Annotated in this window: 17 protein-coding genes and 1 tRNA gene; 6 read left to right on the forward strand and 12 right to left on the reverse strand. The window is 71.3% G+C overall.

The features are described 5' to 3' along the window. Positions 1 to 12: 12 nt before the first annotated feature. From ACQPZQ_RS44520 to ACQPZQ_RS44540, 5 genes are read right to left on the reverse strand one after another with little or no spacing between them, the layout of a single operon-like run. On the reverse strand, positions 13 to 630 hold the full coding sequence (locus ACQPZQ_RS44520; protein WP_433290478.1) for a hypothetical protein: 618 nt from the start codon (positions 628 to 630) through the stop codon (positions 13 to 15). Further along, entirely contained in the window at positions 620 to 2,539 is a 1,920-nt protein-coding gene (locus tag ACQPZQ_RS44525) for a hypothetical protein (RefSeq protein WP_433290479.1), read from the reverse strand. The genes ACQPZQ_RS44520 and ACQPZQ_RS44525 overlap by 11 nt, the downstream gene beginning before the upstream one ends. Further along, on the reverse strand, positions 2,539 to 5,547 hold the full coding sequence (locus tag ACQPZQ_RS44530; protein ID WP_433290480.1) for an ATP-binding protein: 3,009 nt from the start codon (positions 5,545 to 5,547) through the stop codon (positions 2,539 to 2,541). Before ACQPZQ_RS44530 ends, ACQPZQ_RS44525 begins: the two co-directional genes overlap by 1 nt. After that, the gene (locus ACQPZQ_RS44535; RefSeq protein ID WP_241036658.1) at positions 5,534 to 6,019 is read right to left on the reverse strand and encodes a hypothetical protein; all 486 of its coding nucleotides are present in this window, start codon (positions 6,017 to 6,019) and stop codon (positions 5,534 to 5,536) included. Before ACQPZQ_RS44535 ends, ACQPZQ_RS44530 begins: the two co-directional genes overlap by 14 nt. 4 nt (positions 6,020 to 6,023) lie before the next feature. Continuing rightward, the gene (locus tag ACQPZQ_RS44540) at positions 6,024 to 6,287 is read right to left on the reverse strand and encodes a hypothetical protein (protein WP_433290481.1); all 264 of its coding nucleotides are present in this window, start codon (positions 6,285 to 6,287) and stop codon (positions 6,024 to 6,026) included. A 432-nt stretch (positions 6,288 to 6,719) separates the two neighbouring features. Here ACQPZQ_RS44540 and ACQPZQ_RS44545 point away from each other — a divergent pair, with 432 nt between their 5' ends. Continuing rightward, the gene (locus ACQPZQ_RS44545; RefSeq protein WP_433290482.1) at positions 6,720 to 9,062 is read left to right on the forward strand and encodes a heterodisulfide reductase-related iron-sulfur binding cluster; all 2,343 of its coding nucleotides are present in this window, start codon (positions 6,720 to 6,722) and stop codon (positions 9,060 to 9,062) included. Between the two features lie 24 nt (positions 9,063 to 9,086). Here the strand turns inward: ACQPZQ_RS44545 and ACQPZQ_RS44550 are convergent, their stop codons facing one another. Together ACQPZQ_RS44550 and ACQPZQ_RS44555 are read right to left on the reverse strand one after the other, a co-directional pair. Continuing rightward, the gene (locus ACQPZQ_RS44550) at positions 9,087 to 9,989 is read right to left on the reverse strand and encodes a hypothetical protein (protein WP_433290483.1); all 903 of its coding nucleotides are present in this window, start codon (positions 9,987 to 9,989) and stop codon (positions 9,087 to 9,089) included. Between the two features lie 52 nt (positions 9,990 to 10,041). Beyond that, on the reverse strand, positions 10,042 to 10,950 hold the full coding sequence (locus ACQPZQ_RS44555; RefSeq protein ID WP_433290484.1) for an AraC family transcriptional regulator: 909 nt from the start codon (positions 10,948 to 10,950) through the stop codon (positions 10,042 to 10,044). A gap of 124 nt (positions 10,951 to 11,074) precedes the next feature. Between ACQPZQ_RS44555 and ACQPZQ_RS44560 the strand changes: the two genes are divergently transcribed. Then, complete coding sequence (locus ACQPZQ_RS44560; protein WP_433290485.1) at positions 11,075 to 11,719, forward strand: class I SAM-dependent methyltransferase; 645 nt, start codon at positions 11,075 to 11,077, stop codon at positions 11,717 to 11,719. 4 nt (positions 11,720 to 11,723) lie between these two features. On the opposite strand, the gene ACQPZQ_RS44565 is transcribed toward ACQPZQ_RS44560, so the two are convergent. Next, a complete protein-coding gene (locus ACQPZQ_RS44565; RefSeq protein ID WP_433290486.1) occupies positions 11,724 to 12,371 on the reverse strand; it encodes a response regulator in 648 nt (215 codons plus the stop codon). After that, the gene (locus tag ACQPZQ_RS44570; RefSeq protein ID WP_433290487.1) at positions 12,368 to 13,564 is read right to left on the reverse strand and encodes a histidine kinase; all 1,197 of its coding nucleotides are present in this window, start codon (positions 13,562 to 13,564) and stop codon (positions 12,368 to 12,370) included. The genes ACQPZQ_RS44565 and ACQPZQ_RS44570 overlap by 4 nt, the downstream gene beginning before the upstream one ends. A 138-nt stretch (positions 13,565 to 13,702) precedes the next feature. Between ACQPZQ_RS44570 and ACQPZQ_RS44575 the strand changes: the two genes are divergently transcribed. Next, a complete protein-coding gene (locus ACQPZQ_RS44575; protein ID WP_433290488.1) occupies positions 13,703 to 14,653 on the forward strand; it encodes an ABC transporter ATP-binding protein in 951 nt (316 codons plus the stop codon). Beyond that, positions 14,650 to 15,435, forward strand: coding sequence for an ABC transporter permease (locus ACQPZQ_RS44580; RefSeq protein ID WP_433290489.1), 786 nt, complete (start codon positions 14,650 to 14,652; stop codon positions 15,433 to 15,435). Before ACQPZQ_RS44575 ends, ACQPZQ_RS44580 begins: the two co-directional genes overlap by 4 nt. A gap of 19 nt (positions 15,436 to 15,454) precedes the next feature. Here the strand turns inward: ACQPZQ_RS44580 and dcd are convergent, their stop codons facing one another. Continuing rightward, positions 15,455 to 16,036, reverse strand: coding sequence for a dCTP deaminase (dcd, locus tag ACQPZQ_RS44585; RefSeq protein WP_433290490.1), 582 nt, complete (start codon positions 16,034 to 16,036; stop codon positions 15,455 to 15,457). 23 nt (positions 16,037 to 16,059) lie between these two features. Beyond that, positions 16,060 to 17,211, reverse strand: coding sequence for a UDP-N-acetylglucosamine 2-epimerase (locus ACQPZQ_RS44590; RefSeq protein ID WP_433290491.1), 1,152 nt, complete (start codon positions 17,209 to 17,211; stop codon positions 16,060 to 16,062). A 185-nt stretch (positions 17,212 to 17,396) separates the two neighbouring features. Between ACQPZQ_RS44590 and ACQPZQ_RS44595 the strand changes: the two genes are divergently transcribed. Together ACQPZQ_RS44595 and ACQPZQ_RS44600 are read left to right on the forward strand one after the other, a co-directional pair. After that, positions 17,397 to 17,470 (forward strand) — tRNA-Gly (locus tag ACQPZQ_RS44595). Positions 17,471 to 17,728: 258 nt separating this feature from the next. After that, on the forward strand, positions 17,729 to 19,054 hold the full coding sequence (locus ACQPZQ_RS44600) for a phosphoribosyltransferase family protein (RefSeq protein WP_433290492.1): 1,326 nt from the start codon (positions 17,729 to 17,731) through the stop codon (positions 19,052 to 19,054). A 208-nt stretch (positions 19,055 to 19,262) separates the two neighbouring features. Here the strand turns inward: ACQPZQ_RS44600 and dinB are convergent, their stop codons facing one another. After that, entirely contained in the window at positions 19,263 to 20,465 is a 1,203-nt protein-coding gene (dinB, locus tag ACQPZQ_RS44605) for a DNA polymerase IV (protein ID WP_433290493.1), read from the reverse strand. Positions 20,466 to 20,473: the final 8 nt, after the last annotated feature.

Below are 20,473 nucleotides of genomic sequence, written 5' to 3' on the forward strand. Positions count from 1 at the left end.
GGTCCACGGCCCTCAGGTCCGGTCGTAGCCGGCGACCCGCCAGCCTTCGGTGTCGGTGTCGACCACGAGGACGAGCAGGGTGAGCGCGTCCGTGGGCACCGCGACCTGCACCGACCGCGGGGAGACCCGCACCGCGCGCGGCTCCCCCGTGACCCTGGTGGCCGGGATGTTGGCGGGGTCGACGCCGCTGAGCACCCCGAGGTACTCGTCGGTCGTGGTGGACCGCAGCCCGTCGAGCCACTCATCGGTGGTGGTGCCGGACGGCGGCCGAACCCACGCGGCCGACCAGCGGGCCGCCACGGAGAGGGCGGCCGCCGGGGCCTGCGACAGCGGCAGGTTCTTAGGCTCGAGCTCCGGCACGGGCGGCAGCGCCGTCGGGGCAGGCGTCAGCGGAACGGCAGGCGATCCCGGGAGCCGTGGCGCCGAGGAAGCCGGGTTCGAGGGCTCCGGGCCGGTGAGCAGGCCTCGCTCGTTCGAGCGGCCGGCGAGCGACGTGACACCGAAGCTGACCCCACCTGCCACCACGACGACCACGATCACCGTGATCACGAGCCGGGCCGGGGACTGCAGTGGCCACTGCCAGACCCCGCGGTAGGCAGCAGCCCGCCCGCGCGGCGACCTAATCGGCACGGCCGGTCCCGCCGCTCGGGCTGTAGGCAACCGGCGCCGAACGCGGCCGGTAGATGCGATACACCGGGACGCCGTCGACCAGTTCGGCCTGCACCGGACGCGCTCCGCCCGGACGCAGCGGCACGGAGTCCGGGCGGCGGTAGATCACGCGGTCGTCGACCTCACCGGGATCGGCCCAGCTCGGCGTCGACCCACCGGCGCGCGCACCGCTGGGCCCGGCGGGGAGAGCCGGGCGGCGGGCCGCCGGAACGAGCAGGGGAGCAGACGGCACCTCGGACTCCGCGCGCCGGCGCGCCGGCCGGGCGCCCTGCTGGGTGGGGATCCGGATGCCCGGCTCGGCCTCCGGACGCCCGCCGTCGGGGTACGGGTAGGCCGACGCCGCATCGCGCCGCTCGTTCCACCACCGGGACTGCCGGTCCTCGGTGGGCCCGCCGCGCATGCGCAGCCAGACCCGGGACATCGGGCCGGAGCCAGCGCCGGGCACGATCCCACCGAACTGCTCGCGGGTGAGCGACACCATCGACACGAGCCGCCGGAACGGCCGGGCCACGGCCCAGAGCACCACCGTGACCACGCCCGTGACGAGCAGCCCGAGCCAGAGATCGACACCGCTGCCGGGACGGAACAGCGACACCACCAGCAGCGCGTGGAGCCCGGCCAGTGCTCCCACGACCAGGGTGTTGACGATCGCCGCGCCCGCGACGCGTAGCACCGCCGGGAGGATGTCGGGCTTGAGCACGGCCACCACGGCGACCGCTGGCGCGGTCATCACCAGAAGCCGCAGCAACAGCATCGCGACCAGCACGAGCACCTTGGACAACAGCTGGAACAGCGCGATGCACAACGCCTGCACCACTGCCAGCAGCCCGGCCCCGATGCGGCTCCCGGACGTGCCCTGGAAATAGGAGTACCGGTCGCCCATGCGGCCGGCGAGCGCGGCGAAGTCGGCCTTCTTCTGCTCGGCGAGCTGCACCGTGTCGCGGCCTTCGGCGACCTCGGGCTTCGTGAACGTCTGAGCCCGCAGCAGGTCGCGCCCCAGCTCCTTCGCCTGTGGCACATCGGGGGAGCCGAACTCGCCGCGCAACCAGTTCTGGTAGATCACCTGGTCGACCAGCACGGTCGGCAGGGTGTCCCGGTCGCCGAGCCCGACCTGGCCGAGGAAGCCCTGCTGCATGTCGGTGACCCCGTTGAGCAGCAGGGGGTCGGCCGCCTTCGCCCAGTCGACCGGAGCGAGGTACGCCGCCGAGCCGATGAGGAGGGCGAGCGCCGCGAACCCGGCGCGCTGCGTCTGCCGTGCGAGATCCCCGCGCAGCGCGAGCACGAGCAGCAGCACCGCGAGGATCAGCAGCACCGGGCCGATGAACGTGGTGAACACGGCTTGGTACATCGCACGGGTGCCATCGCTGATCAGCTGGTCGAGCGGGGCGAGCACCTCGCCACCGTCGGCGATCAGGTAGTGGGCCCAGTTGACCCCGGCGACGAGGAACTTCGCGACGTTGAACGTCTGGTTGCCCAGCCAGGTGTCGGTGCTGGTGGCCGGGTTGACGACCGCGCCTGCGCAGCCGAGGTCGTAGTTGTGCCAGACGAGGCCCGCGTACCCGACCTCGTCATAGACGCTGCCGGGCTCACCCACCCCGTAGGTCGGCGGATCGAGCGAACCGACCAGTCCGGTGCCGGGACGGTCCGGCTCGGGCGACTCCTTGCAGTCCAGAGACTGCGCAAAGGCAGGCGACCCGATCAGCACCGAGCCCGCGACGAGACCGACGACGATCCCGATGGCCACCCGGCGACGCGGCCGGACGTCACCACGTCTGCGACGGCGCCGGCGTCGAAGGTCGACCAGGACGGCTGCGCCCAGCACCAGCGCCACCGGCAGCCAGGCTGCGACCGGTGGAGGCCCCCCGGGCATCACCGACGGGCCTCCCCGACCGCCCGGACACGCTCCTGGCCCTGGTCTGCGGAATGTCCGCCGCCGTTGTCGTCGGTGGGGTGGCGGTCGTCGCCGCCGCCGTCGGCGTCGCCGAGGAGATCGAGCTCCTCGTCGTCGAGAAGCTCGTTGACCGTGCCACGGGTGGAGCCGGTGGTCGGCCGGTTCACCGTGAGCAGGTCGTCGACGTCGGCGAACTCGTCGTCGAGGTCGTCGCCGAGCATCACGTGGTCACGTTCGCGCCCGGGAGCAGGGCGGAGCATGTGGGGCGCCACGGCGGAGCCGCGGGGAGCGGGCTCGTCGGGAGCGCGGACCGCGGCAGCGGTGCGGCCCGACACGGCGCGGGTGGTCACCCGGCTGGCGTCGGGGTTGGTGTCGAGAGCCTCACGGACGTGCTCGAGGTGCGGAGCCTCGAGGTCGATCCGGATCTTCTCCACACCACCGTGCCCGTCGGCGAAGATGAACTGGCGCGGCGTGTCGTCGGGCCGGTCGTCGTGGCGGGGCCGTGGCGACAGCGTGCCGAGCATCTGCTCGTACCCCACGCCCGTGGGCACCTTCAGCAGGCGCAGTGCCTCACCCTGCGCCTCCTCGTCGTCGGTACGCCCGACGAACACGGCGTTGACGAGCGAGGCGAACCCGGACACCCGCAGAAGGTCGCCGGCGAGCTGCGAAGCGAACAGTGCGCGGACGTTGAACTTCCGCGAGTCGCGGGCGAGCCGGTCGATGAGCACCTTGCCTGTGGGCACCTGGGACAGGAAGTGGGTCTCGTCGAGCGCCACTCCCTTGCGGAGGTTGCGGTCGGCGTCGTAGATCGTGCGCTGGGTGAGCCAGGACGCCAGGTTCAGCAGCTCGACGGCGAGAGACTCACCGTCGGTCCACTCCTCCCGCGGACTGCCGGGCCGAGGCAGCGTCATCCCCTGCATGGTGAGGACGGTGAGCCGGTAGTCCCGCTCGGCGTGCCACGGGTCGTCGCGGGAGGTGTCGGGGAACAGCAGCGCCGCCTGGGGGAGCTCGCGGCGCTCCTCCAGGAAGTCGGCCACCACCCCGGCGTGCTCCTCGCCCTCACGCGCGTGCCTGCGCAGCGCGTCGATCACCTGGCCAGGGTGCCGGTCGGTGGCGCCACCGACCTCCCGCACCGCGCGGAGCAGCACGATGCGGGTGTGCGGCAGCCGCGCCACGTCGTAGGGCAGCAGCCCCGTGAGCACGTCCAGGACGAGCCGCCGTCTCGTGGCCGCGGCGAGGGAGCGCTCACGGCGCCACGCCCGCTCGGGGTCCTCCTCGTCGGCGAAGTGGTCGGCGCGTGGTTCGGCGACCACCCGGTACGGGTTGAGGATGCCGGGGTCGGCGCGAAGGAGGTTGATGTGCCGGGAGAACGGGGCGAGCTCGGGTAGGCGGGTGAGCTCGGCGAGCGGGCCCGACGGGTCGAGCACCGTCCACCGTGCACCGGAGCGCAGTGTCTTGTAGACGATCAGGCCGGTGAGGAAGGACTTGCCCGATCCCAGCCCGCCGACCACGGCGGTGAGCCCGGAGGCCCGGCGCACCTCCTGTGCGAGCCAGGGGTCCCACGCCACCGGCCGCCGGGTGGCCGTGCAGGTCTCGCCGATCATGATGCCGCGCCGGTCGCCGACCGACGCGGTGGCCGCGGGAACGGCGGACGCCGCCCACGTGACCGAACCGCGCCGCCGGTAGGCGGTGGACGCGAGCGGCTCGCCGGGTATGAACTCGCGGGCGAAGCGGTACTGCGCCTCCGGGTGCTCGATCTGCACCTTCGGCCGGTAGACGTCGAGCACCTGCTGCGCCCGGCTCACGGCCTCCGCCTCGTCCTTGCCCGCCACCGCGATCCGCCACCAGCCGTAGAGGCGGGTGTTGAGCTGGGTGAGCCCGGTGGTCAGCTCGTCCTCGACCTCCAGCACGCGGTCGGCCTGGCGGGCCAGCGACATCGGCGGATCGAGGTCGTGGTCGTGTGTGTAGTGCCGGATCTGGCTGCGGACCTTGCCCATCTGTCGCTGCAGCTCGCCGGCCACCTCCTCGGGGCGCCGGACGTAGATGCGCGCCGACCAGTCCACCGGGAACGGGAGCCGGTCGGAATGCTGCATCCACGGGTCGTCGACCTCGGGGATGCGCAGCCCCTCCATCAGCCCGACCGACAGCACCGCGACGTTGCGGGAGACGGTCTGCGTGCGTAGCCGGCCGATCACCCGGACCGTGGGCGCGTAGGGCTCCTGGTACATCTCGACGCCGTCGGTGAACGCGGCGAGGTCCTCGGTCTCCCAGCGCGTGACACCGCCGGGCACCACCGAGAGAGTGCGCGGCGCGGGCAGGCCCAGCGAACACGAGCGATGCATGAGCCATGCGATGTCGTCGGCCGAGGCAGGCACGGCGTCCAGCCCGCTTCCCGCCACGAGCGAGTCGAGGTGGCCGACCTCGGTGGCCAGCGCCGCGAGCTCGGCACGCACCGCGGCGGGCGCCACCTTGCCCAGCACCGGCGCGGCACGCTCCACCCAGCGGTCGAGCATCCCCCGCCCGGAGACCTCGATGCCGAGGAAGACCTCCTTGTCCGACATCGACAGTCCCATGAGGTGCCGCTGCTCACCCTCGAGGAACCCGTCCCAGCCCAGGGCACCGGCGACGTCGGGCAGGCGGCCCATCGCGTTGTGGTCGAACGACTCCGCCCACATGTGCACGGGGTAGGGCCGCGTCGTGACGCGCAGGTGCAGCCAGCGGCCCTGCAGCTCCCCGAGCTGCGCAGCGATCTGCCGGATCAGCACCTCGCGCTGGGAGTCGCTGCGGAAGCTCCAGGCCTGGGCAGAGAGCCGATACCAGGCCATCACCTGGGTACCGGTGCGCGTCAGGTGGCCCTCGATCGACCGCAGCGCGATGTCGGGCACGTACTTGGGCAGACCCGACTCGCCCGCCAGCGCACGTCCGCGACGCCTGCCTCGCTGTCTCTCCAGGGGACTCCTGTCACGACGGGCGTCACGTCGCGCCACGTGCCCGTCCCTTCCCGCGCCCGGCCGCCGCACGGCCCTTCGCACGGCCCGTGGTTCTGCCCGTGGTCCGGGCCGGCTGCCGGGAACCGCGGTCTGCCGACGACTTGCGGGGCCGGACGACCGGACCGACCCGCACGTGCTCGGAGCGGACCTCGCCACCCCCGATGGCCGTGCGCGCCCTCGGTCCGGTGATCTCGTGACGGAAGAGCTCCACAACCTGCCCGAGGGGTCGTTCGTAGTTGATGCGCTTGCCGATGAAACGGGTGACGACGATGGTGATCACGAGCGCCCATGCGACGGAGAAGAAGTCGAGCCCGATGCCGACCCGCCGTTGCAGGAACATGACGCCGATCATGACGAGTAGGCCGACGCCGTAGCTGACGTAGCGCGCACGCCAGGGGAACGTGGCCCGCGGCGGACCCAGCCAGACGGAGTCGACGCGGTAGATCTCGTCGTCGGTGCGAACGAGCAACTGGTCACCCGACGAGGAGGCTTGCGAGGAAATTACCGATCTGCGGGCCGTTACCCGAGACGGCGATGCCGAGCGCGACCAGACCGATCAGAAGCCCGACGCTGCGCCGTGCGACGCCGGCGTTGTCGCCCCGCCCGCCGATCCATAGAAGGATGATTGCGATAGCGAGCAGTACGAGTGGGACGATATTGTTCTGGATCCACCCTTGGAGACCGGTGGTGCTCAGGCTCTCCTGCGCGTACTGCGCAAGCACCTCTGGTCCGGTCATACGGCTCCTCCTTGCGGCGCTACCCACCCGGGGCTGCCCGTACCAGACCCCCCGAGCTCGTGGATACCCGAACGTGTGGACTCAGCTATCCCGCGTTGAGTAGACCATGCTGACCAGCCGGAGCATAGTAGGTCGCCCGCACGGCGGTCATGAGGTTGCACCAAGTGCCACCGACACCGCCGACAGGGTGACTGACCAGGGATTTGTTGGTGGTCCGACTATCTGTACCGATCGAGTGATGGTCCATCAGAAACGGGCACGGCGAGCAGCACTTTCACGCCATCACGTGTTGGATCGCACAAGCCGTTACCGGCCGGTAAGTTAGCCCCGAACGGCCCTATCGTTCCCGGTGGCAAGTAGGGGCCAGCGGTCTACCCTGCTCGCGGGCGGCCCGCGGCCCCCGCTCGCCGCGCCAGCCCTGGGAGGAAGACTGTGGTTGTCAGACTGGTCATCGGACTGGCCATGACAGTGGTCGCCCTGGCGGTGTCCGGCCGTCGGGCGCTCTGGCTCTATCGCCTGATCATGTCCGGCCAGCCGGCCCACGACCGAAAGGACGAACTCGGCGCGCGGCTGCGGGCCCAGCTCGTCGAGGTCTTCGGGCAGCGCAAGCTGCTGCGGTGGTCGGTGCCCGGATTGGCCCACTTCTTCACGTTCTGGGCTTTCGTGATCTTGATCACGGTCTACATCGAGGCGTACGGGGCGCTGTTCGACCACGACTTCCACATCCCGCTCATCGGACGGTCCCCGGTGCTCGGGTTCCTGCAGGACTTCATCGCCGCCGCCGCCCTGATCTCCCTCGTCGTCTTCTCGGTGATCCGGCTGCGCAACGCCCCGGAGCGCGAGGCGCGGGCCTCCCGGTTCTACGGTTCCCACACCGGCGGCGCGTGGCTGATCCTCTTCATGATCTTCAACGTGCTGTGGACGCTGTTCTTCTTCCGCGGCGCGTCCTCCGCGCTCGGCGTCTTCCCCTACACCTCAGGGGCGTTCATCTCGATCGGCGTCGGCCACCTGTTCGGCGGACTGTCGACGGGCACGCTCGAGGTGGTCGAGAGCGTCGGGCTGCTGCTGCACATCGGCGTGATGCTCGCCTTCACGGTGATCATCGCCTACAGCAAGCACCTGCACATCTTCGTCGCGCCGATCAACGTCTCGGCCAAGCGCCTGCCCAAGGCGCTGGGCCCGCTGCCCGTCATGGAGTCGAACGGCAAGCCGATCGACTTCGAGGATCCGGGCGAGGACGACGTGTTCGGCCGCGGCAAGATCGAGGACTTCACCTGGAAGGGCATGCTCGACTTCGCGACGTGCACCGAGTGCGGTCGCTGCCAGAGTCAGTGCCCGGCGTGGAACACCGGCAAGCCGCTCTCGCCGAAGCTCGTGATCATGGACCTGCGCGACCACCTGCTCGCCAAGGCGCCGTACATCATCGGCGGCAAGGAAGTGCCTGAGGGCGGGTCGCTGGAGCTCGCGGGTGAGGAGCACGGACACGCCGTCCCTGAGGCGGGCTTCCCCCGCGTGCCCGGCTCCGGGCCCGAGCAGGCGCTGCGCCCGCTGGTCGGCACGCTGGAGCAGGGCGGCGTGATCGACCCGGACGTGCTGTGGTCCTGCACCACGTGCGGCGCGTGCGTCGAGCAGTGTCCGGTGGACATCGAGCACGTCGACCACATCGTCGACATGCGCCGCAACCAGGTGCTCATCGAGTCGGAGTTCCCGTCCGAGCTCGGCGTGCTGTTCCGCAACCTGGAGAACAAGGGCAACCCCTGGGGTCAGAACGCCAAGGACCGGCTCGACTGGACCAAGAGCCTCGACTTCGAGGTGCCCGTCTTCGGTGCTGATGGGTCGGGCGAGCTGTCCGCCGACACCGAGTACCTGTTCTGGGTCGGCTGTGCGGGCGCGTTCGACGACAACGCCAAGAGGACGGTGCGGGCCACCGCGGAGCTGCTGCACCGGGCCGGCGTCGGCTACGTCGTGCTCGGGCCGGAGGAGAGCTGCACCGGCGACCCTGCCCGCCGCTCGGGCAACGAGTTCCTGTTCCAGATGCTCGCCCAGCAGAACGTCGAGGTCCTCAACGCGGTGTTCGAGGGTCGCGAGCCGGGCACCCGGAAGATCGTCACCACCTGCCCGCACTGCCTCAACACCCTCGGCCGCGAGTACCCGCAGCTCGACGGGCACTACGAGGTGGTGCACCACACGCAGCTGCTCAACAAGCTGGTGCGCGAGGGCAAGCTCGTCCCGGTCGCCGCGCCCGACGGGGCGATGACCGACGTCACCTACCACGACCCGTGCTACCTGGGCCGGCACAACGAGATCTACGAGGAGCCGCGCGAGCTCGTCGGGGCCGCGGGCGTGAAGCTCAACGAGATGCCCCGGCACGCCGACCGGTCCTTCTGCTGCGGCGCAGGCGGCGCCCGCATGTGGATGGAGGAGAAGATCGGCAAGCGCGTCAACCTCGAACGCGTGGACGAGGCGCTCGGCACCGGCGCGGAGAAGATCGCCACCGGCTGCCCGTTCTGCCGCGTGATGTTCTCCGACGGCCTCACCCAGCGCCAGAGCGAGGACAAGGGCGCGGGCGTCGAGATCCTCGACGTCTCCCAGATGCTGCTCGCCTCGGTGAGGCGTGGCGACGCGACGGCCGCCGACACCAACGGTTCGGTGGACGCCGTCGGCGCGGGCTCGGCCCACAACTCGGCGGACGGTGCGGCCACCAACGGCGCCGAGCCGAAGAGTGCGCGACCTGAGGGCGCCGCCTCGCAGGAGTCCGGCTCGGGCGGGGACTGACCAGCCGCTACGTCGTGACCGCGCTCAGCAGGGACGGAAGCCGGTCACGACGTAGCGGGACGGCGCCACGGGGCCGATGGTGAAGTGGCCGAGCTGCGGCCCTGCCTGCGCACCCGAACCCCAGCTCATGTTGCACGCGTCGGCTTCGATCCCCGTGGCGGTGGGCGTCGAGGGGATCTCGGCCTGGGCGTACCGGATGCGGTCCGACACGCGCGCCGCGAGCGCCATCACCGCGGCTGCACAGTCGGGCTGTCCGGCGGAGGCAGCGAAGGGCGTGCGGGCCGGCTCGCTCAGCAGGTTGTCGCAGACGGCGCCCGGACTGCCCATGGCGATCCGGTTGAGCAGCGACGGCAGCACGCTCTGCGGCCGTGGTGCGCCCTGATCAGCTCGGTTCTGCTGTTGCGTCATCTCGTACGACGCAGCGGCCTGCTGCCCTTGCTGAATGTTCGTCACCGCGAAACCGATGCCGGTGATCAGGCACAGCGCCGCACCGACTGCTGCAAGCCGCCAGGCCGGCAGCCGGACGAGCCCTGCGATCAGCACCCCGATGCTCGCCGCGAGCGCCCATGCCCAGGGGCCGGTGCTCATCATCAGCCCGACGACGACCACCAGGCCCGCAAAGGGCAGGTCCCATCCGCGCAGCAGTCCGTCCAGCCGCAGTATTCGCAGGACGATGAGTGCTCCGAGCCCTGCCAGCCAGGGGATCCACGACAGTCCCGAGAACGGCCACAGCAGCAGGGCAGCGGCGAGGATGGCGAGGCCGGCAGCACCTCGACGCGAGCGGGTGAGCCTGCGCCAGTCGAACCGCGGGCGGGCGGGCGGCCCGGGAGGCGGAGCGGCAGGCGGGGGCTCGGGGACGGCCGGTGGGGGAACCTGCGGACGCGCCGCGGGCAGCCACGGAGGCGGGGTGGGACGTCGCGGATCCATCGGTATCGGAATCTACTGCTCGGACTGTCCGTGTCCCAGCGATCGCGCTGGGTCAGCTGCTGCGGCCCGCGCGACGCCACTCCTGCGGGGCGCAGCCGTGGCTACGCCGGAACCGCTTGATGAAGTAGCTGGCGTCGCGGTAGCCGATCCTGGCGCCGATCGCCTCGACGGTGAGGGCGGTCTCCGCGAGGAGACGGCGCGCCTCCCTCATCCGCCGCTCGGTGATCCACTGCTGCACGGTGCGGCCCGTCTTCCGGCCGACCACGGTGGTGAGGTGGCCGGGTGTGAGCCCGACGGCGCGCGCGACGTCGCTCAACGAGATGGGACGCCGGTAGCTCTCCTCGATGACGTCGAATACGGCGGCGAGCATCGGCTCGTCCCGCAGCATGAGGTCACCGGAAACGTCGGCGGCCAGCCGGGAGACGGCAACGAGCACGAGCGTGAGATGCGCCAGAACGGCCTCGTTGTAGCCGTCGCGCCGCTCCCGGAGCTCGCGCTCGAGCGCGGCCAGGCGTTCGGAGAAGCCGGCCCGCTCAGCGTGGGGCACGTGGAGCCGCTGCGCACCGCCCACCACGCCCCGCACGAACGGGAACAGCAGGGGATGTGCACGCCAGGAGAGAAAGGCCCCGGGAAGGCTCGGCTCGACCACGTCCGGGGGGAAGAACACCGCCCAGGCCGTGCCGTGCTCGCCATCGGCGCCCTCGCCGGGCGTCACCACCTCACCGGGCGCCACCACGAACAGGTCTCCGGTGCCGAGCGGCCACTCGCGGCCGTCCACGCGGAAGGAACCACCTCCGCGCTCCACGTAGAGCAGTACGAGGAAGTCGTGTGCGTGGGGATGCAAGCGCTGCTGCACGTCGTGGCGCAGCACCTCACCCCAGCGCAGCACGCCGACGGGCGGCACCCCGGGTAGCCGTACGTAGGCGTAGAGGGGGACGCCCTGGTCCACCGTGCCGGCCACAGCTGTCGACGGGGCCGAAGATCGTGCTACTGCTCCCGCAGAACCATCCTTGGCTGCAGGTGGGTCCCGTTCCAGACTCGGGGATGACACCAAAGGATCGTCGCATGAATCAGGGGGCATCACCATGAGCGAGTCTGCACGGCTACACGGAGGGCACGGACACGGCTACCTCCCCGCGATGGGGCGCGACGGGCTGCTGCCCCTCTACGACCCCTTCACCCGGCTGGTGGGCGTGCGGTCCATGCACCGCAGGCTGGCCGACCAGGCCGGGATCGCAGCGGGCCATCAGGTGCTCGAGATCGGTACCGGCACGGGCAACCTCGCGCTCCTCGTCAAGCGCCGGCACCCGCAGGCGAATGTCGTCGGGCTCGACCCCGACCCGCTCGCGCTCGGCCGTGCGCGGCGAAAGGCTGCTCGTGACGGGCTCGACGTGCAGTGGGACCTCGGGAGTGCCGCAGAGCTGCCCTATCCGGACGGGAGCGTCGACCGGGTGCTCTCCGCCCTGATGTTCCACCACCTCGACGAGGCCGTTAAGGAGCGCACCCTCACCGAGGTGCGGCGTGTGCTGCGACCGGGCGGGCGCCTGCACCTCGTCGACTTCGCCGGTCAGCCCCACGGCGTGTTCAGCCGATGGGCCGGCCGGAACAGGCGGCTGCACGGCAACGTGGGGGACCAGGTCCCCACGCGGATGCGCGAAGCCGGTCTGACGGACGTGGCCGAATGCGGCCGCGGCAGGCTCGGTGTCGGCTTCTACCGCGCCACCCGGTGAACGGTCAGAGCCAGCCGCTGTCGCGCGCCCGTTCCACCGCTTCCAGGCGGGTCCCGACGCCGAGCTTCTGCATCGCCGACGACAGGTAGTTGCGCACGGTGCCGGGCGAGAGGTGCACGCGCCGCGCGATGTCGGCGGCCGTGCCGGACCCGTCGACGGCGCGCAGGACCTCGAGCTCGCGACCGGTGAGGGGGCAGTCCTCGGTCATCAGCGCCGTCATGGCGAGCTCGGGGTCGACGTAGCGGCCGCCGCCGTGCACCCGGCGGATGACGTCGGCGAGCACGCTGGCGGGAGCGCTCTTCGTGACGAAGCCCGTGGCGCCCGCGACGAGCGCGCGGCGCAGGACGCCCGGCCGGGCATGGCGGGTGAGGATGATGCAGCGCGTCGACGCATGGTTGGCCGCTATCCACTGGGCCACCTCGGACCCGTCCCGGCCCGGCATCTCGACGTCCAGCACGGCGACGTCCGGGTGGTGCTGCTGCACACGGGCGATGGCCTCGTCGCCGGTGGCGGCTTCGCCGACGACGACGAGATCGGGCTCGAGGCCCAGCAGCGCGCTCACCGCGCCCCGGGTGAGGGACTCGTCGTCGGCCAGCACGAGCCGGATCCGAGCGGGCTGAGCGGGACGCCCGGGGCCGCTCTCCGTGGTCATCGTGCGGCCCCGGGCAGCACTGCGTCGACGTGGAAGGTGCCGTCGGGGCCGGGGCCGGCGTCGAGCCGCCCGGCGTGCTCGTCGAGGTAGCGGCCCAGCGCGTCGAGGCCCGTGCCCGGCGGCGCGCTCTCGGCAGGCAGGGCACCGTCGTTCTCCACGCGCAACCGAGCGTGTCCGTCGGTGACGTCGATCTCGATCGTGCAGTGGTTCGGCTGGGCGTGGCGCAGCACGTTCGTCATCGCCTCCCGCAACACCCGGCCCAGCACGTTGCGGACGGTCGGTCCGAGCGCGGTGGGGTCGCCCCGTACCACCAACGTGACCCCCGCGGACTCGAGCACCGCCCGGGCCCCCGCCAGCTCCGTGACGAGGTCCGTCGAGCGCCCGTCGCGCACCAGGGCGCGCACCTCGCCGAGCGACTCCCGGGCCACCCGCTGGACCTCGTCCATCTCTGAGCGGGCACGTTCCGGATCGGCAACCTGCAGCCTCGACGCCAGCTCGCTCTTGAACGCCACGACCTCCAGCGCGTGACCGAGGATGTCGTGCAGGTCGTCGGCCAATCGCAGCCGCTCGCGGGCGGCGGCGAGCTCGGCGGCGACGCGCCGCGAGTCGTCCAGGTCGGTGACCGCCTTGAGCCACCAGAGCCGCTCGAAGTCGAGGGTCCACATCGAGCCGACGAAGAACGCGGCGAGACCGGCGACGTAGAACGGAATGGACGGCGACCGCTCCATCGTCTCGCCGAAGGCCTGGACTATCACCAGGTAGCCGGACCCGAACAACACACCGACCGCACCGAGTACCCAGACGACGGTCCAGCGGGCCCGCAAGCCCCCGACGATGTCGCCGAGCAGCACACCGCTGACCAGCGCCCAGAAGAACCCGACCGGGCTCCCCGCGAGCGCCACCAGTGACACGGCCAACCCGACGACCGCTGCGACGATCATGAACCAGGCGGGCGCCTGCCTGCCGAGTGACTTCGTCAGCTCCCGGATCCGCCACACGTGCAGGCCCAACGCGACGACGAAGAGGGCCAGGAGCGCTGCGGTGTACCCGGCGGGCGGCCAGCCGGTCAGCGTCATCGACATCGGCACCACGAGCAGCCAGGCGATGGTCATCAACAGCCCGATCCGGCCGAAGCGGCGGGCGGCGCGGACGGTGCGCTCCTCCGCTCCGGGCAGCGGCTGCGAGATCTCCACGGCCCGAACGTATCGGACGTATCGCGATCAACGCCCGGAGTTGATGACAGCTGTCATCGGGGCCGCTGCGCACTGTCAGCCCGACCGATGCTGATCGCCACTACCGGCACCGTCCCCCACCTCGGGACAGTGGATCTCATGACAGAGGCGACATTTCGGGCCGGGCGGGCGGTGGCTCCACCGGAGCAGATGACAGCCGTGTCGGTACGCGGCCTGCGCGTCCGGTACGGCGACTTCGAGGCCGTGCGAGGGATCGACCTGGACGTGCGGCGGGGCGAGGTCTTCGCGCTGCTCGGCACGAACGGCGCCGGCAAGACCACCACTCTGGAGGTGCTGGAGGGGTTCGGCACCCGCAGCGCCGGAACCGTCTCGGTCCTGGGGCTCGACCCGGCGACCGAACGGGCGGCGCTCCACCCGCGAATGGGTGTGCAGCTGCAGGAGGGCGGCTTCGTCGAGGAGCTGACGGTGCGGGAGACGCTGATGCTCTGGCAGCGCCTCGTCGACCGGCCGGACCGGCCAGGGCGGCTGCTCGACCGTTTCGAGCTGACCGGCCGCGCCGATGTGCCCGTCGGGAAGCTCTCCGGTGGGGAGAAGCGCAGGCTCGACCTCGCGATGGCGGTGTGGGGCTCACCGGAGCTGGTGATCCTCGACGAGCCGACCACCGGGCTCGACCCGGAGTCGCGCAGGCGCACCTGGGACGCCATCCAGGAGCTGCAGGACGCGGGCCGCACCATCGTGCTCACCACGCACTACCTCGAGGAGGCCGAGGCCCTCGCCGATCGCATCGCGATCATGCACGAGGGCCGCGTGGCCGTCGCCGGAACGCTGGCCGAGATCGTGGCCGCACAGCCCGCGCGCTTCTCCGTCACGCTGCCGGGGGCCGCGGTCGACCTGCCTGAGCTGCGCGGATCCACACATCGCGAGGGGACGCGGCTGCAGGTCCGTACCGACGACCTGCAGGGCGACCTGACCATGTTCCTGACCTGGGCAGCCGCTCGAGGGGTGCGGCTGCCCGACCTGCGCGCCGCGCCCGCCTCGCTGGCCGACATCTACCACGCCGTACGGACCGAGACGGAGGACCGGGCATGACCATCGCGATGGCGGCCGCCACGACCACGCCGACGAGCAGGGCTCTGGCACTGGCGATCACCGAGACCCGGCTGATCATGCGCAACAAGACGGTGGCTGTGTCCTCCGTCGTGCTGCCCGTGGCGTTGGGCGTGTTCTGGAGCTTCCAGTTCGAGTCCGGCGGCGACCCGGCGCGACAGGCCGTCAGCATCACGCTGCAGCTCGCCGTGGCAATGACGATGGGGCTGTACCTCACGGCCACACAGACACTCGTGGCCAGGCGGCACACCCGCGTGCTCAAGCGGATGCGGACCAGCGGCCTGTCCGACCGCGGCCTGCTCGCGGCGACCCTGGCGCCGAGCGTCGTGCTCGCTCTCTTCCAGCTGGCGGTCTTCTCGGTGGTCAACGTGGTGACCGGGACGCCGCTGCCGAGCGATCCCCTGCCGTTGGTGCTGGCGGTGCTCGGCGGGGTGGCGCTCGTCGTCGCGGCGGCGCTGGCGACGAGCGTGGTCACCCCCTCGCCGGAACGGGCACAGATCACGACGCTGCCGCTGATGTTCCTGATGCTCGGCGTCGGGGTCGTGGCCGCGATCGCGCCCGCGGACGGCTGGTGGCCCGCCCTGATGGTCGTGCCGGGTGCAGCGGTGGGCGACCTGACCCAGCTCGCCATGACGGGCGGCGCCTGGTCGGCGGGCGCAGCGGGCCTGCCGGCGATCCTGCCGCCACTCGCGGCGCTCCTGGTCTGGCCTGCCGTGTTCGGGACGTTCGCAGCACAGCGGTTCCGCTGGGACCCGCGGCACTGACAGCGGTGGTCGTGCCGCCTCAGCGCCGGGTGTCGGCCCGATGGAAGTTCCGGTGCGCCCGCGAGGGCGTCGGCCCACGCTGCCCCTGGTAGCGGGAGCCGACGCCCTCGCTGCCGTAGGGCCGCTCGGCCGGGCTCGACAGCCGGAACAGGCAGAGCTGCCCGATCTTCATCCCTGGCCAGAGCGTGATCGGCAGGTTCGCCACGTTCGACAGCTCGAGCGTGATGTGACCGGTGAAGCCGGGGTCGATGAAGCCCGCGGTGGAGTGGGTGAGCAGGCCGAGGCGCCCGAGGCTCGACTTGCCCTCCAGCCGCCCGGCCAGGTCGTCGGGCAGGGACACCGACTCGAACGTCGAGCCCAGCACGAACTCTCCGGGGTGCAGCACGAACGGCTCGTCGCCCTCGGGCTCGACCGGCGTGGTCAGCTCGTCCTGCTGCTGGGCAGGGTCGATGTGGGTGTACCAGGAGTTCTGGAACACCCGGAAGAACCGGTCCAGCCGCACGTCGATGCTCGACGGCTGGAGCATGTCTGGATCCCACGGTTCGAGCACGAGACGTCCCGCCTCGAGCTCCTTGCGCAGGTCACCGTCCGACAACAGCACAGTGCCAGCGTATCGGCGCCCGATCAGACCTCGGTGTTGGTGGCCGGATCGTCCAGCGACGACGAGAAGGGCGACGTGAGTATCGGAGACGAGCACAGCCCGAACATCCACGCGACTGCCTGCTCGACGCGGGCGGCCTCGAAGCCGTCGGACAGCGGGGGCAGCGTCTTCGGTGCCGCGAGCACCTGCCGCACCGTGGTCATGACCTTGGGGCTGAGGATGCTGCGGATCGAGTCGCCGGGCTCCGGGATGTGCGGCCCGTCGACCAGCACCGCGGGGGTGCCGAGGCCGGGAGCGTCGGCAACCAGTTCCGGATCGTCGGAGACCAGCACGGCGCTGGCCGCGATGAGCCAGACCAGCTCGGCGAGCGGGAGGTTGCGCACCACAATGGCCCGCGGGTGGTTCAGCAGCGGGTAGGCCGCACCGTGGCTCGCGAGCTCGCCGTAGACGACGATCTCGATGCCGGGTTCGCGGTCGAGCAGGTCGGGCAGGCTGGCGAGCACGCCGAGGGAGTCGGGACGGTCGAGGCCGACGAGAACCACCTGCGGACCGCCTGCCGATACGCGGCGCAGCAGCCGCGCGAACCGGAGATCGGCGGGGCGGGGGTTGGCGGCCAGGGTGTCGCCCACCGAGATGGCGTTGGGCCCGACAGGGCTGCCCAGCGTGGCGTCGCCGGTGGTGGTGAGGAAGAGCGACGCGAGCTGACCGATCACGCGCCGGTTGGCCTCCTGCGGGAACGGGCACAGCAGATCGTCGCCTGCGACGCCGGCCTGCAGGTGCACGACCGGGATCTGCCGCCAGAAGGCGACCTGCGCCGCCACCACGGCGGTCATCCCGCCGCCGTAGACCATGACGGCGGAGGGATCGAGGTCGACCAGCAGCTCGTCGAGGCGCGTCATCAGCAGGGATGCGATCGCGGCGGGCTGCGGGCTGGGGGGCTCCCGCAGCAACTGCGTGACGTCGGCGGGCACCCCCAGCGACTCGAACGCCTCGTGGACCGTCATCGGGTCCGGTCCGGTGGCGACCGTGAGGGCTCGGATCCGGTCGGAGTCGGCGAACGCGGTGGCCACCGGCGCGAGGCGGGCGACCTCCGGTCGGCTGCCGGCGATCAGGAGGACGTCGTGGTCGTGATCCTGGATCGGGAGCGAACCCAGGGGCGGTTCGAGCTCGGTCATGCTCGGGTCCTTCGCGGCCGGGGGAGCTGGCCTTACGGGGCTCCAGCAGTGTGACTGGACGGCTACCGGCCGTCGAGCCCTGATCCCAGTAACCGGATCGTGAGGATGAGAACCACCCTCTTGGGGGACCGACCTGGCCTTGCTCGTTACGCAGCGTGAAGTGCTAAGCTCTCCCCTATCACTCTGCGGATGTAGTTCAATGGTAGAACATCAGCTTCCCAAGCTGAATACGCGGGTTCGATTCCCGTCATCCGCTCCATGAGTAAAGGCCCAGATGCGGGCTATTCACCGCACCTGGGCCTTTGTTATGCGCACTCCGCAGCAGTAACCACACCATTTCCGGGCCATTCGGCACGTCGGCGTCAACGCCCGGTGGCGATCTTGGTGACGCTGATCGACCTGCCTTCGCGGCCGCAAGAAGGTGATCTCGCCAGGTCGCCTGGTCGGCGACAACGGCCCGATACCCCTACCGTGGACCGGGTCGCCGCCCGAAGACTCGGTCTCCAGGGAGGGTGCCATGCCGTTCACCGATCGCGTGGACGCGGGGCGTCGGTTGGCCGGCAGGTTGCGTCAACTGCGGGGTGAGGACGTGGTTGTGCTGGGCCTGCCACGGGGTGGGGTACCGGTCGCGTTCGAGGTGGCCAAGGCGCTCGATGCGCCGCTGGATGTGATCATCGTGGGCAAGCTGGGAGTCCCGGCCCAGCCCGATCGACACAAACGCTCGCCCGCGATGGGTGCGGTCGGCGAGGGCGGTGTGCTGGTTCTCAACGAACCGGTCATCCAGCAGGCGGATGTGAGCGACGCGCAGCTCGCGGAGATCGAGGGGCGGGCGCGCGCCGAGGTCGATCGGCGGGCCCACCGGTTCCGCCACGATCGGCCGCCGCTTCCGTTGGCCGGTCGGACGGTCGTGCTGGTCGACGACGGGATCGCGACCGGGGCGAGCGCTCGGGCGGCGTGCCAGGTCGTCAGGGCGCAGGGCGCAGCCCGGGTGGTGGTGGCAGGACCGGTCTGCTCTCCCAATTCGGCCGCCGAGCTGGGCAACGAGGTCGACGAGTTGGTGTGCCTGGAGGTCGGCGGGCGAACGGGTCGCGTAACCGACTTCTACGACGACTTCCGCCAGGTCTCCGACGAGGAGGTCGTGGGCCTGTTGCGGCGTGCGGTGCGCGAGCAGCCGGCCGAGGTGAGCGCAGCCGGCGATGACGAGGTCGAGATACCGGTGGGGGACGTTCGGCTCAAGGGGTGCCTCACCGTTCCGGAGGGCGCCTGCGGCGTCGTGGTGTTCGCGCATGGCAGCGGCAGCAGCCGGCACAGCCCGCGCAACACGTACGTGGCCGGGGTCCTGCAGCAGGCGGGACTGGCGACGCTGCTGTTCGACCTACTGACCACGCAGGAGGAGCCACGCCGGGCCAAGGTCTTCGACGTCGAACTGCTGGCCGGCAGGCTCGCCGAGGTGACCGGCTGGGTGCGGCGCCGGCCCGAGTTCGCCGGCATGCCCGTCGGCTACGTCGGTGCGAGCACGGGTGCCGCGGCGGCGCTGTGGGCCGCCGCGGCTGCATACGCGGACATCGGAGCAGTGGTGTCCCGTGGCGGGCGGCCGGACCTCGCCGAGTCGCGGCTGGGCGATGTGCGAGCACCGACGCTGCTGATCGTCGGCGGGCAGGACACGAAGGCGCTCGCCCGCAACCGGCAAGCGGAGGCCTCGATGCGCTGCGAGAGCAGCCTCGTCGTCATCCCTGGCGCCACCCACCTGTTCGGAGAACCCGGCGCGCTCGAGGCGGCCGCAGCGGCTGCACTGGCCTGGTTCACCGAGCACCTCGTCCCCGCCGCAGCACCGAGTGGCTGACGTGTGCACGACACGATGGTTCCCACACTGAATACGCGGGTTCGATTCCCGGTAGTTCCACCGAAAACTGCGTGACTGTGACGGCCGTCGCATGTCGTGTGCGATGCCCGGCTCCGCGAGGCCGGCACCACGCAAACATCGAAGGAACCGCGCTGCGCAAATTCGCACTGTTCCTCGGTGCACCCTGAGTCCGGCCCGCGGCCGCGTCTCATCGGTCCGGCGGGATCGGAACGGTGAGGCCCGGATCGTGGCCGAGCAGCACCGCGCGGGTGACCGCGGTGGATCCGAAGCGATCGTGGACGGTGTCGAGCACGGCGTCGAGCGCGGTGCCGGCCACCTCGTCGAACGGCAGTACGAGTTGTACGGCGTCATCGTCGTCGAGGTTGCCGATCGCCACCCCGACCAAGGTCAGGCCTCGTTGCTCGATCACCGGCATGGCCCGGGCCACGAGCGCCCGCACCGCAGTGAGAATCGCGTCGGTGGAGCACGTCGCCTGGGACAGGGTGTGAGATCGCGAGGCACGGGAGTAGTCGGCGAACCGCAGGCGGAGCATGACCGTGCGGCCGACCCGCTCGGCCGCACGCAGCCGCCGCGCGATCCGGTCCACCAGCGCGACGACCACGGCGTCGACAGCCTCCGGGGTGTTCGGTGCGCGACGCCCCATCGCGCGTTGCGCGCCGATCGACCGACGCCTGCGGCCGGCCTGCACCGGCCGCGGGTCGCGGTTGTGGGCGAGGGCGTGCAGATGGCGGCCGAGCGCCGGGCCGAGCAGCGACACCAGGATCCGCTCGGGGATCTCGGCGACCTCCCCGACCGTGGTGATGCCGTGGTCGTGCAGCTTGGCGGCCGTCACCTTGCCCACGCCCCACAGCCGCTCCACCGCGAGCGGGTGCAGGAACCCGAGTTCCTCACCGATCGGCACGACGAGCAGGCCGTCGGGCTTGGCCACCCCGCTCGCCACCTTGGCGAGGAACTTCGTCCTCGCCACCCCCACGGTGATGGGCAGCCCGACTCGCTCGCGTACCTCTGCGCGCAGCCGGGCCGCGATTCCGCTCGGCGACCCCGCGATCCGCCGGAGACCGCCGACGTCCAGGAACGCCTCGTCGATCGAGAGCCCCTCCACCAACGGAGTGGTGCTGCGGAAGACCTCGAACACCGCCTTGCTCGCCGCGGAGTAGGCCGGCATCCGCGGCGGCACGACGACGGCCTGCGGGCACAACGACCTGGCCTGGGCGCCACCCATCGCCGTGCGGACGCCGTGGGCCTTGGCCTCGTAGCTCGCGGCCAGCACCACGCCCGCGCCGACGATCACCGGCCGCCCGCGCAGCCGGGGATCGTCGCGTTGTTCGACCGACGCATAGAACGCGTCCAGATCGGCATGCAGGATCGTCCCCTCGCCGGACACGAACATATGTTCGC

Source organism: Pseudonocardia sp. CA-142604 (genome assembly GCF_050948475.1).
Classification (GTDB): domain Bacteria; phylum Actinomycetota; class Actinomycetes; order Mycobacteriales; family Pseudonocardiaceae; genus Pseudonocardia; species Pseudonocardia alaniniphila.

Excerpts from the sequence above, each read along its gene's own strand:
- ACQPZQ_RS44560 (WP_433290485.1), top strand. The coding sequence starts at position 11,075 with ATGAGCGAGTCTGCACGGCTACACGGAGGGCACGGACACGGCTACCTC.
- ACQPZQ_RS44580 (WP_433290489.1), top strand. The coding sequence starts at position 14,650 with ATGACCATCGCGATGGCGGCCGCCACGACCACGCCGACGAGCAGGGCT.
- ACQPZQ_RS44525 (WP_433290479.1), bottom strand. The coding sequence starts at position 2,539 with ATGCCCGGGGGGCCTCCACCGGTCGCAGCCTGGCTGCCGGTGGCGCTG.
- dinB (WP_433290493.1), bottom strand. The coding sequence starts at position 20,465 with ATGTTCGTGTCCGGCGAGGGGACGATCCTGCATGCCGATCTGGACGCG.
- ACQPZQ_RS44550 (WP_433290483.1), bottom strand. The coding sequence starts at position 9,989 with ATGGATCCGCGACGTCCCACCCCGCCTCCGTGGCTGCCCGCGGCGCGT.
- ACQPZQ_RS44565 (WP_433290486.1), bottom strand. The coding sequence starts at position 12,371 with ATGACCACGGAGAGCGGCCCCGGGCGTCCCGCTCAGCCCGCTCGGATC.
- ACQPZQ_RS44540 (WP_433290481.1), bottom strand. The coding sequence starts at position 6,287 with ATGACCGGACCAGAGGTGCTTGCGCAGTACGCGCAGGAGAGCCTGAGC.
- ACQPZQ_RS44575 (WP_433290488.1), top strand. The coding sequence starts at position 13,703 with ATGACAGAGGCGACATTTCGGGCCGGGCGGGCGGTGGCTCCACCGGAG.
- ACQPZQ_RS44600 (WP_433290492.1), top strand. The coding sequence starts at position 17,729 with ATGCCGTTCACCGATCGCGTGGACGCGGGGCGTCGGTTGGCCGGCAGG.
- ACQPZQ_RS44590 (WP_433290491.1), bottom strand. The coding sequence starts at position 17,211 with ATGACCGAGCTCGAACCGCCCCTGGGTTCGCTCCCGATCCAGGATCAC.